The organism is Kitasatospora arboriphila, from assembly GCF_039528095.1.
Taxonomy (GTDB): domain Bacteria; phylum Actinomycetota; class Actinomycetes; order Streptomycetales; family Streptomycetaceae; genus Kitasatospora; species Kitasatospora arboriphila.
In genome coordinates, this window is sequence record NZ_BAAALD010000150.1 from 1 (window position 1) to 11,522 (window position 11,522).

Consider the following 11,522-nt stretch of genomic DNA (forward strand, 5'->3'; position numbering starts at 1 on the left):
GGGGGGTGCGGGGGTGGGGGCCGGGGCCGTGGTGCCGGTGCCGGTGCCGGGCAGGCGGCGGGCGGCGAGCGCCTCGACGGCAGCGGTGTCCGCGGCCGTCCAGAGCGCGAGCAGTCCGGCCGGGGCGGCGAGCGTCAGGTCGGGGCGCTCGCCGAGCCGTTCGGCGACGGTGTCCAGCAGCCGGCCGCGGCCGGCGGGGCTGAGCGCGTCGAAGCCGGCCCGCAGCGCGGGCAGCCGGTCCAGGAAGCCGCGGTCGGGCAGCGCGTCGATCCGCTCCAGCAGCGGGCCGAGCGCGTCCGGCGCGTACTGGAGCAGCGGCCCGCCGGCCGTCAGCAGGCCGGTGAGCAGTCGGGCCAGCCGGCGGCGGCCCTCGGGGTCGGCGGCGGCGTCGACCCAGCCGGCGGCGCGGGCGCCGAGGCGGTCCGCGGTGTCCAGGACGAGCAGCACCAGCGCGGCGAGCGCGGCGCCCTGGACGAGCGGGGAGCCGGTGCGGGCGAGCTCGGCGAGGGCGTCGTCCATCCGCAGGCCGAGCCGGTGGTCGCCGGCCCGGGTGGCGAGGGCCACCAGGGCGGTGGCGTCCGCCGGGTCCTCGCTGCCGGCCAGTCCGGGCAGGCCGCGGACGGCCGCGTCCAGCAGGACGGTGGCGAGTTCGGCGGCCCGCTCCCGGCTCCGCTCGGTGGTGCCGGGCAGGTGGGCGAGCCGCAGCGCCTCCAACAGGTCCAGCGCGTCGAGGAGTTCCGGCAGGGTCGCCGAGGCGGGCAGCAACTGCTCTGCCTCGGCGAGCCGTTCGGCGACCAGCGCGGGCAGGTCGCAGCGGGCCGCGGCGCGCAGCCCGTCCAGCAGCTGGGTGCAGGTCGGTCCGCCGTCCGCGGACTGCTGGCGGGCGGTCTCCCGCAGGGTGCCGGCGGCGGCGAGTTCGGCGGTGACGCCGCGGACGCCGGCCAGGTCGAGCCGGGCGGCCGCGGACGGGGTCCAGGCGATCCGCCAGCGGGTGCTGAGCGCGGCGCCGTCGCCGGTGCCGGAGACCTCGATCTGCTTGCCGTAGCCGATCCCGCAGACCGCGAGGCGCTGCAGCCGCACCGCGGCTCGCCCGTCCAGCGGGGAGCGCAGCGGGTCGAGGCGCAGCTCGCGGGAGTCCGGGTCCTCCGGGTCGGGCAGGCGCAGGGCGGCGAGCTCGGCCTCGACGGACGGGCCGAGGCCGGAGCGCGGGGTGCCCGGGGCGAGCCGGCCGCGGTCGGCGCCGCCCAGCACCGCCTCCAGCGCCTTGGCGAGGGCCCGGCCGCGGCCGAGCGGCTCGCCCTGCCCGAGGACGGCGGTGACGGCGTCCAGCAGGTCGCCGCGGCCGGGCGCGGGCAGGCCGCGCAGCCGGGCGAGGTCGCCGGCCAGCCGCAGGGTTTCCGCGGCCTCGCCGGTGCCGGCCGGGTGCCCGGCCTTCCGCAGTTCCCGGCAGATGTCGGTGATCGCCCGGGCGGCGGCCGCGTCGACCTGCTCCGGGTCGCCCTGGGCGGTGAGCACGGCCTGCTGCCACTTGGGGTCGCGGATGCCCGCCGGATAGCCGGAGCGGGCGTCGAGCAGGTCGAAGGTGTACGGGACGAGCGAGGTGACCGGACCGCCCTCGGCCGGGACCTCGGGCGCGTCCTCCGCCGCCTCCGGCAGGGAGGTCAGCGCCGGTCCGTGGAAGGCGCCGACGACCGCGGCGACCCGGCCGTCCGGGGCCGCCGCCGCGGCGATCACCCGGCGCATGTGCGCCTCGCGGGCGAGGTCCCCGGCGGGCACGCCGCCGCGTCCGGCGGCGTCGCGGCGCAGCGCCCAGCCGACGGCCAGGGCGGCGCGGCGGACGGCCTCCGGCTCGCTGCCGGGGGCCCGCACCTCGACGGAGCGGTCCCACAGGTCGTCGCCCTCGCGGCCGGTGCCGGCCGCCTCCAGCGCATCGGCGTAGGCCGGGCCGGCCGGGCGGCCGCCGGGCGCGTCGGCCGCCCCGGACGGCGCCCAGCCCTTGTCGGCGAGCGGCAGGTCGCAGCAGCGCACCTCGACGCCGTGCTCGCGGGCCCAGCGCAGGGCGGCGAGCTCGGGCGAGAAGTCCGCGAACGGGTAGAAGCCGAGGTGCCCGCCCTCGTCGGCCCCGGCGAGGGCGACGGGGGCGACGGTGCCCGGGTCGGCGAGGTGCGGCAGCCAGCGCTGGAAGTCGGCCGGCAACTCGACGCAGACCACCTGCGGGTCGGCCTTGTCGAGCAGCGCCGGCACCACCGCGGCGAGCGCCGGGCTGTGGTGCCGGACAGCGATCAGGTAGGGCCGGGCGGAGGCGGCGAGCGCCTCCACCGCCTTCCGCGGGTCCGCGGTGTCCGCCGGGGGGTTCCCGGTGGTGCCCACGGTGGTGTCCTCAGTGGTACGGGGGTCGGTCACCGCAGGTTCTCCCGCAGGTCCCACAGACGGCGCCACATCGCGGAGCCGTCCTCGGCGCGGCGGCGCACCGGGCCGTCCCAGTAGCCGAGCAGGCGGCCGTGGTCGGCCGGGTCGTCCTTGCGGACGGCGCCGAGCAGGTGGCCCGGGACCAGGTCAAGGACGTCGCCGCCGGGCAGGTAGGCGCGGGCCAGGCCCAGCGAGGCGGCGACGTGCACGGCCTCCGCGGTGGACATCACGGTGCCGGGCCGCTCGACGTCCCAGCCCTCGGAGGAGCGGCCGGTGCGCAGGTCGCGGAAGACGGTGACCAGCACGTCGAGGACGGCGTCGTCGACGCCGAACGCGGCACCGGCGCGCTGCACGGCGGCGGTGGCCTGGGTGCGGACGAGCTCGGTCTCCGCGCCGGCGTCGGCGATCGGGTGCACCGTCTCGAAGTTGAAGCGGCGCTTGAGCGCGGCGGACATCTCGGAGACGCCGCGGTCGCGCAGGTTCGCGGTGGCGATCACGCTGAAGCCGGGGACGGCGGCGACGGTCGCGTCCGCGGTGCCGGCGAGCTCCGGGACGCTGACCCGGCGGTCGGAGAGGATCGACACCAGCGCGTCCTGCACCTCGGGCAGGCAGCGGGTGACCTCCTCGATCCGGGCCACCCGGCCGGTGCGCATCGCGGTCATCACCGGCGAGGCGACCAGCGCCTGCGGGGTGGGGCCCTGGGCGAGCAGCAGCGCGTAGTTCCAGCCGTAGCGGAAGGCGTCCTCGGTGGTGCCGGCGGTGCCCTGCACGGTGAGCTCGCTGGTGCCGCTGACCGCGGCGGACAGCAGCTCGGAGAGCATCGACTTGGCGGTGCCGGGCTCGCCGACGAGCAGCAGGCCGCGCTCGCCCGCCAGGGTGACCACGCAGCGCTCGACCAGGGCGCGTTCGCCGACGAACTTCGGCGCGACGACCAGCTTGGCGGGCAGCGCGCCGTCCTTGCGGCGCTTCGGCGGCAGGGCGAGCGCCTCGCCGTCGCTGCCGCACACGAAGGTGACCACCGCGGCCGGGGTCAGCGCCCAGCCGGGCGGGCGGGGGCCCTCGTCGTACGCGGCGAGGAAGGCGAGCTCCTGGGCGTACCGCTCCTCGGCGGGCAGGATCTGCCGAGCCGGCGGGGCGGCCTGATCGGTCGTCGGCTCGGAGAGGTCGGTCGGGGTCGTCGGGTACGTCGGGTTCGTCGGAGACACAGCGTCGGTCCTTCGGTCCGGGGAAAGGGGAACAACGGGTGGGGCCGGGGGTGCGACGGTGTGCCGCACCCCCGGGGGCCGCCGGCGCTCGGTCAGCGGCGGCGGCCGCGGCGGGCCTTGGGCGCCTTCAGTTCGCCGAAGCGCGGCAGGTCGCCGTCGAGCAGGCGCTGCCAGGCCCGTCGGTACAGCTCCGCGGCCGGCTCGGCCGGCAGCAGCACGCCGAGCGCGGTGGAGCCGCCGCCGAGCAGCGGGAGCTTCCAGGTCTCCAGCGGCAGGTGCGGGCTGCGCTGCTCCGTCCAGCCGCCGGGCAGGAAGAGCGTCCGGCCGGCGCGGGTGCGGGAGGCCTGCACGACCAGGTCGGTCGCGGCGAGCTCGGCCCGGGCCGCCTTCAGCCGGGCCGGCTTCCAGCCCGTCCAGCGGGCGGTGTTGCGGTCCGTCGGGTCGGGCATGGCCAGCAGCATCAGGTACAGCGCGGCGGCGTCCGCGCCGAGGCCGTGCCGGGCGGCGGCCTCCTCGACCAGGTCGGGCACCGAGCGGGACGGGTCCTGCGGCCACCAGGTGCCGTCCGCACCGCGCTCACCGGCGGCCGGGTCGCCCGGGTCGCCGAGCAGCGCCTCGAAGCCGGGCGAGCGGACGGCCTTCAGCGCCGCCTCCGCCGGGAAGGGCTCGCCGGCGTTCTCCCGCAGCGCGGGCAGGTACGGGTCCTCGCCGGCCGCGTCCAGCAGGGCGGTGCGGATGCCCGGCGCGGGCTGGCTGTCGTGGGTCGCCATGACGACCGCGCCGTACCGCTCGTAGCCCTCGCCGACCTCGGTCGGCGCGCCGGCGACCTTGCGGAAGCTCGGCAGGCTGACGTAGCGGCCCAGGTCGAGCATCAGCCCCGGGTGGGAGAGCCGGTCGCGGACGGCAGCCAGCGCGGCGGGCAGCGAGGCCCGCAGCGGATCGCCGGCGGGCAGCCGGTGGGCCAGCCACCCGGCCATCGCCACCGCGCCGACCAGCGTCGCGGCGGTGAAGCCGGAGCCCGGCTCGACCGGCACCACCCGGTCCCGCTGGACGTGCCACTCCAGGTCCTTCGTCAGGTCCTTCGAAGCGGCCGGGTCCAGCACGGCGCCCAGCGCCGCACGGGACGCCCAGCCGGTGCGCACCGCGCGGACGGCCTCCGCGAGCAGCGCCTCCGGGACGGCGACGCGGCGGCCCAGCTTCTCGTTCCACACCGCCGCGGCGGCCTCGACGTCCGGGCCCGCCGTCCAGAGCAGCGCCGGGTCGGCGGGCACCAGGGCGGTGAGCAGCCGGCGCCGGGTGGCGGCGCCCAGCGAGCGCAGCTCGTCCCGGGCGACCGCCGCGTCGGCGACCTTCAGCCCGAGCAGCGCCCGGGTGTCGGCGGGCAGGAAGTTGCGCTCCCACTTCTCGACCTGCGGCAGGCCGGCCACCACCAGGGCGGCCATGGTGCCGGTGACACCGGTGAGTTCGGCGAACCGCTCGGCGGCCTCCGGGAACCACGGGGCGGGCTCGCGGTCCGCGGCGTACGCCAGCAGCGCGGCCGCCCGGTCGTTCCCGGCGTCCTCCAGCGGCTCGCAGGAGAGCAGGGTGTACGGCGCCGGCGCCTCGAAGCGGCCGGACGGGTCGTGGAAGAGCACGGTCGACTCGGTGTCGCCGTTGGCCGCCACGTCGCCGTCGACGAACAGCAGGAACGCGCCGCCGCCGAGCGGCAGCAGCATGTCGCGGTCGCCGTTGCGGGTCGAGCCGTCGCGGTCGGCCAGGTGGACGGCCCCGACGTGCAGCCTGGCGGTGCGCCAGTGCGCCGTCCCCGCCGGGTCGGTGAGGCCCACCCCGGACAGCACCTCGAACAGGCCGCGCAGTGCCGCGCGGTCCTCGGGGGTGCTGGTGGCGGACACCGCGCGCAGCGCGGTCACCGCGGTCAGCCGGGGCAGCTGCTCCCAGTCCACCCGCACGTACGGGGTCTCCGTGGCGTCCAGGTGCACCGTGCCCGGGGCCGCGGCCTCGGCCTCGGGGGAGGCCGCCCGGGCCAGGAAGCGCACCTGCTCGGCGGTGTAGCGGCTCTGCTGGGTGTTGTACCAGTTGGACGCCATGCCGAGGCCGCTGAGCGCCGTCTGCAGCTCCTGGTCGCCGGGGCCGGGGGCCTCCTCGACCGGGGCGGCGCCGCCGGAGAGCTCCAGCTCCAGGCGCTCGGCGACGGCGGTGAGCCGCTGCTGCGGGGCGGCGGCGTAGCGCAGCAGTCCGGCGATGCCGGCCAGCAGCCGCTCGTCGGTGACCTCCGGCAGGATCGCGCGGATCGCCGCGGTGAACTCCGCGGGGCGCTGCGGGTCGTCCTCGGCGGCGGCCTTGAGCAGGGCGGCGGCCGTGCCGTCGTCGAGCCGGCGCAGCGCGGCGGAGCCCTGCGGGTCGCGCGGCTGCAGGTAGTGCCAGTAGCGCAGCGGCGGCAGGATCAGGGTGCCCTCGGCGAACACGCCGGGGACGTCGTCGGTGCGGACGGTGGCCGTGGTGGCGCCGTCCGCGTCGACCAGCCGGACGCCGTAGGTGCCGTCCCGGACGACGGCCTGCGGCCGGTCGGCGCCGGGGAACTGCACCAGGCGCAGCGGGCAGCCCCGGCTCGGCGGCAGGGTGATGCCGCGTCCGGCGAGGTCCTCGCCGCGGTGCGAGCCGTCGGGCAGGGTGAGGGTGCGCCAGCCGAGCAGGCCGTCCACCGGCGCGCCGGAGGGCGTGGTGTCGCCGGTCGGCGCGGGCATCACCCAGCCGCCGCAGGCCTTGCTGCCCGCCGGGGCGTCCCGCAGGGCGTCGGCGAGGAAGGCGGGGTCGGCGGCCCGGCCGACGGTGTCGGTCGCCGGGTCGTACTCGTGCCAGGTGTACGCGGCGTCGCCGCCCGGGTCGGCCCACACCCAGAAGGTGCGGCCGTCGCCGATGATCCGGCGCTCGCCGGGCAGCGCGGTGTCCCCGGCGTGCACGGTGCCCTTGCCGCCGGTGCGCCCGCCGCCGTCGAGCGGCAGGCTGTGGCTGTTCAGCGAGCCCAGCCAGTAGGTGCGGGTGCCGCGCCGGGAGGTGTTCTCGGGCATGGTGAACACGCGGTCCGCGGCGGTGTGCCAGTAGCCGAGGAAGCGGCGGTTGTTGGCCTGCGACTGCCAGTGGACGAGCAGCGAGCCGTCCACGTAGTGGAAGCCGGTCTCGGAGGAGTCCCCGGCGGGGATCCGCAGGTCGTGGCGGAGCACGGTGCCGTCGGCGCCGAGCACCCGGGCCTGCGAGGGGCCGGCCGCGATCAGGTGCGGCCAGGCGTCGGCGACCACGATGTCGTCGACGTCCTTGCGGGCGACGAGCTCCGCGGCGGCCTCGTCCCAGGCGGGCCAGCCCAGCTCGTCGATCACGCCGGCGCGCAGCGAACGGGCGACCACCGCCGACAGGTCGGTGGAGGCCGCGGCGCGGACCTCCTCCTCCGCCAGCACCAGCACCTCGCCCGGCAGCCAGCCGAGCTTCTGGAAGGCGTTCGGCAGGTCGGGCAGGCCGGCGGCGCGGGGCTGCCGGGCGACGCCGGCCATCCACTCGGCGAGCATCGGCCGCCCGCCCGGCGAGCTCGCCAGCAGGGCGAAGGCACGCCGTCCGTCGACGTCGTTGTTGATCCGGTCGGCGCCGTTGCGGAACGCCGGCCGGAAGCGCGGGTCGGCCTCCAGCGCGGTCAGGTCGCGCTGCTCGTCCTCCTGCGCCCAGACGTCCAGCCGCAGCGCGGTGTGCTCGGCCGGGTCGGCGACCGGCACGCCGAGGGCGAGCAGGGTGTCCAGCAGGTTGACGTTGGTCTCGGGGACGTTGACCGCGGTGCCGGCCGCCAGGTGCTCGGCGCGCAGCCGCTCGGCGGCCCGCTCGACCAGCGGCAGCAGGGCGGGTATCCGGGCGCGGGTGCCCCAGCGGTGGTTGCGCCAGCCGAGGAAACGGCCGAACCAGCCGGCGGTGCCGTCCGCGGGACGCTCCTCGCTCGGCACGGCGTCGTCGTACAGGCCGGCGGCCGCGCCGGACTCGACGAGGATGTCCAGCCACAGCCCGGACAGTTCGGGGTCGTACCCGGTCGGCATCAGGTCGAGCAGCCGGCCGCGGGCGGACGGCGTGCGGCCGAGCGCCACCAGGGCGTCGCGGTGGCGCTTCCACCAGCCGGCGGCGGCGCGCAGCGTGGCGGGCAGCGCCAGCAGCTCGTCCAGGTAGGCGGTCTCGGCGGCCTCCGGGTCGGCGCCGGCCGCGCGGGCCAGCCGGCGCAGGTCGGTGGCCATCACCGCGGACGGCTCCAGGCCGCCCGCGGTGCGCCGCACGCACAGCCGGCGGAAGCGGTCGAAGGCCTCCGCGGCGGGCACCCGGGCGCTCAGCTCCTTGGCGTACCCGGACAGCACCTTGACGGGCAGTGCGCCGGCCAGCGCGAACTCCAGGAAGACCGCGTCGAGGCGCTGCTCGTCCAGCGGGAGGCCGTGCTGCGCCTCGGCCTTGCGGGCGCGGGTGAACATCTGGGCGGCGAACTGGCTGTTCTCGGCGCCGAGGAAGACCCGGCCGGCCTGCTCGTAGTAGGTCGGCAGGAAGTGCGGCACCGCCTCGGCCAGCCGCTCGGCGAGCTGCTGGTAGCCCTCCAGGGCGGCCTTCGGCCGGGAGGCGGCCTGCTTGGCGATCCGCTCCAGCTCGGGCACGATGCCCAGCGCGTGGTGGCCGTCCTCCGGGTGGTGGGCGAGCACCCACTCCGGGAAGCCCAGGGCCTGGCGCAGCCCGAGGCCGACCTCGGCCGGCTCGGCGTCCGGCTGCAGGCCGAGGAAGCCCACGGCCTGGTCCTCGGCGGCGCCCAGCTCGGCGGGCACCAGCCGCACCACGACCCGGCCGTCCAGGCCGGGGTGGCGGTAGGTGCGGGCGGTCAGCGGCACCGCCCGCTCGCCGGCGCCGGCGGTGCCGGGCGGCAGCACGGCCCCGGCCTGCAGCAGCTCGGCGGCCTGCTCCTCGGTCATCGTGCGGCCCGTCCCCGTGTCCTCGTGCGTGCTCATGCGTTCTTCCCCTCCTGGACCGTGCGGCCGGCGTACAGCGCGGCGGCCATCCGCATCCCCTCAGACCAGGCGACCGGCCCGACCTCGGGCAGCGTCAGCGCCCGGCCCTCGGTGTCGCGCCAGCACAGCGCACCGGTCTCCGAATCGCCGTCCCAGTACGGCTCGCCGATCCACACCGCGGGCTCGACCGTCCGCTCGCCGTCCCGGACCCGGATGGTGGCGTAGCCGCCGGAGACCCGGTAGCCGAGCGCGGTGGCGCGGGCGGCCAGGCCGAACCGCGACGGGAACCTGCCGCCGGCGAAGTCCTTCACCTCGGTGGCCTTCTCCGCCACCTCGTCGGGCTTGCGGAAGGTCGCCCGGTGGATCTGGTCGACGCCCTGGACGACGCCGAGCTCGGCCGCGAACTCCCGCAGGTCCTCCAGGTCCTCCAGCAGCACCGGGTGCGGCAGGGTGACCGTGGCGGGGGAGATGCGGACGGTCTCGCCGTCCAGGTCGACGAGGCGCAGCTCGCCGTCGGCGGTGGCGTCGCGCAGGAAGCCCACCTCGTCCTCGCCGTCGCCGACGACCACCAGGTCGCGCAGCGCGGCCTGCCAGGCCTCGTCCGGCCAGACCTTGGCGAGCAGCCCGGTCGGCACCGGCAGCGAGGACACCATCCAGGCGTCCACCTGCTCCCGGCAGGACGCCGCGTGGCGCTCCAACCAGGTCGCGAACCGGCGCAGCCGGTCCGTCTCCGGGTGCTCCCGCACCGCCTTCGGCAGCGACTTCAGCTGCCTGCCCGCGGAGCGGCCGGACGTCGACCGCGCCGTCACCCGGCCCTCCACCAGGGCGACCTCGTACCCGTCGCCCGCCGCCACCCAACCCATTACGGCCCCACCTCGTGATCTGCCAAATCGTCGGAAACCCCCGCAGCCGACCGGGGGACCGAACACCCCGCCCGCGGTGATGTCGGAAACCTAGCGCCACCCGCGGACAACGTGTCCCGCTGGGCGGTGCACGGGCCGCCGGGCGGCGCTCCGGCAGGGGTCGCGGAGGGAGACGGCGGGCCGGTCCGCGGGGTTGCGGCCGGCCGGCCGCGGTGTGCGCCGGGCCCGCGCGCGGCCCGCGGCCGAGGGTTCGTCGCTGCACGCACCAGGCGGTCGCCGCCGCGCGGAGAACACCGCCGCCGCCCGGCTCGCCGCCCGCTGACTGTGCCGCAGATCACATGGAACGGGCAGTGTCTGACGGACCGTCACCCAGAGGCCCGAGGGGGAACCGTGCACGCAGGACTCGACTCCGCGTGCCTGCTGCGCCTGATGGCGCGCACCGGCGCCGGGCTCTGGGAGATCCTCTTCCCGCACCTGCCGCTCACCGCCCGCGCCGCATCCGACCTCGACCCGCAGCCGCTGCCCCCGGCCGAACTGCTCGGCGCCGACGCCGCCGTCGCCGTGCACGCGGCGGGCGGGGACGCCCGCGCGGTGCTGCAGGACGCCGACGGGGACTGGTGCCCGATCCCGCCCTACCGGGTGATCCCGTGGCCGAAGAAGTGGCCGCTGCCCTGGCCGCCCGGTGAGCCGTACCCGATCGACCCCCAGTGGGCGGGCCCCGCCGTCCGGGCCACCGCCGGCATGGTCCTGTACTCCTACGCCGAGGGCATCGCCGACAAGGAGCTCCACACCGCCCTGGAGGAGTCCGCCGGGAAGCTGCTCGGCGCCGCGCTGAACGGCGGCTGACGCCGCGACGGCCGCACGCCGCCCCGCGGGCCAGCCGGCCGTACGGCGCCACCGCGGGCCGGTCAGGCGCTCGGGACGCGCCCGGCGGGCTCCCCGCCGGGCTCCGCCTGCCGGCTCAGCTCGGCGAGCTCGCGGCGCAGTTCGCGGACCTCGGCGGTGAGGTCCTGGATCGCCCGGTGGTTGAGGTGGTCCAGCCGGTCCTCCGCCTCGAACCGGGCCACGAACCAGGCCGCGATGTTGGCCGTCACCACACCGAGCAGCGCGATCCCCGACAGCATCAGCGCGACCGCCAGCAGCCGCCCGAGACCGGTGGTCGGCGTCAGGTCTCCGTAGCCCACCGTCGTCATGGTGGTGAACGACCACCAGAGCGCGTCGCCGAGGGTGCGGATGGACGCGTGCGGCGAGCTCCGCTCGATCTCCAGGATCGCCAGCGAACCGAACACCAGCAGCCCCAGCACCACGCCCGCCACGTAGGTCGTCAGCCGCACCTGGGAGGCCATCCGCACCCGCTGGCCCGCCAGCAGCAGCGTCGACACCAGCCGCAGCAGCCGCAGCGGCTGCACCAGCGGCAGCAGCACCGAGGCGAGGTCCAGCGGGCTGCGGCGGACGAACTCCCAGCGGCGCTCCGCCAGCACCAGCCGGGTCGCGTAGTCCAGCGCGAAGACCGCCCACACCGCCCACTCGGCCCAGGCCGCACCCTGCAGCACCCAGCCGGGCGCCCGCGGCGCGAGCACCGGCACCGCGTAGGCGACGGCGAACAGCACGGACAGCGCGATGAGCGGGAGCTGCGTGTGCCGCTCCCAGCGTTCGCGTCGGTTCGTCATGGCCGGCCTCCTCCACGGGCACGAGCTGCGGGGCCCGGGCCGGACCGCCGTGCCGGACGAACACCCTGGTCAACAGCCCCCACGGGCATCCTCCCACGGCAGCGCGCCGCCGATCACCGCGATCGTCAGGGCCGAGCCGTCCCCGACTCCTGCACCCGCCCCTGCAACGCCCGGGACAGCTCCGCCACGCACGCCGCCAGCTGTGCCGTCGTCAGCTGCGCCGGATCGCCGCCGCACCCGCCGCCGGGTGCGGGCGCCTGCGCGGTGGGCGCCGGTGCGGACGGCGCGGGCGGCGGCGGGGGGGGGGGGGGGGGGGCGGGGGGGGGGGGGGGGGGGGGGGGGGGGGGGGGGGTGGTGGGG

6 protein-coding genes are annotated in these 11,522 nt (G+C 77.7%); 1 reads left to right on the top strand and 5 read right to left on the bottom strand.

Going from position 1 to position 11,522, the window contains the following annotated elements; genetic code table 11:
* The 4 genes from ABD353_RS37590 to ABD353_RS37605 form a co-directional block, all read right to left on the bottom strand.
* The coding region (locus tag ABD353_RS37590) for a DUF5682 family protein (RefSeq protein ID WP_425555335.1) at positions 1-2,370 on the bottom strand (2,370 nt) is incomplete at its 3' end.
* Between the two features lie 29 nt (positions 2,371-2,399).
* Positions 2,400-3,527, bottom strand: a complete 1,128-nt coding sequence (locus ABD353_RS37595) for an ATP-binding protein (RefSeq protein ID WP_344628228.1) — start codon at positions 3,525-3,527, stop codon at positions 2,400-2,402.
* Between the two features lie 179 nt (positions 3,528-3,706).
* Positions 3,707-8,629 carry a DNA-binding protein gene (locus tag ABD353_RS37600; protein WP_344628223.1) on the bottom strand — a complete coding sequence of 1,641 codons (4,923 nt, stop codon included), beginning with the start codon at positions 8,627-8,629 and terminating at the stop codon, positions 3,707-3,709.
* Positions 8,626-9,492 carry a DUF4132 domain-containing protein gene (locus ABD353_RS37605; protein WP_344628224.1) on the bottom strand — a complete coding sequence of 289 codons (867 nt, stop codon included), beginning with the start codon at positions 9,490-9,492 and terminating at the stop codon, positions 8,626-8,628. Before ABD353_RS37605 ends, ABD353_RS37600 begins: the two co-directional genes overlap by 4 nt.
* A gap of 390 nt (positions 9,493-9,882) precedes the next feature.
* On the opposite strand from ABD353_RS37605, the gene ABD353_RS37610 reads away from it, so the two are divergent.
* Positions 9,883-10,338, top strand: coding sequence for a hypothetical protein (locus tag ABD353_RS37610; protein WP_344628225.1), 456 nt, complete (start codon positions 9,883-9,885; stop codon positions 10,336-10,338).
* Positions 10,339-10,400: 62 nt separating this feature from the next.
* On the opposite strand, the gene ABD353_RS37615 is transcribed toward ABD353_RS37610, so the two are convergent.
* Complete coding sequence (locus ABD353_RS37615) at positions 10,401-11,162, bottom strand: potassium channel family protein (RefSeq protein ID WP_344628226.1); 762 nt, start codon at positions 11,160-11,162, stop codon at positions 10,401-10,403.
* Between the last annotated feature and the right edge of the window lie 360 nt (positions 11,163-11,522).

Coding starts and splice junctions, on each gene's coding strand:
- ABD353_RS37600 (WP_344628223.1), bottom strand. CDS start 8,629: ATGAGCACGCACGAGGACACGGGGACGGGCCGCACGATGACCGAGGAG.
- ABD353_RS37605 (WP_344628224.1), bottom strand. CDS start 9,492: ATGGGTTGGGTGGCGGCGGGCGACGGGTACGAGGTCGCCCTGGTGGAG.
- ABD353_RS37615 (WP_344628226.1), bottom strand. CDS start 11,162: ATGACGAACCGACGCGAACGCTGGGAGCGGCACACGCAGCTCCCGCTC.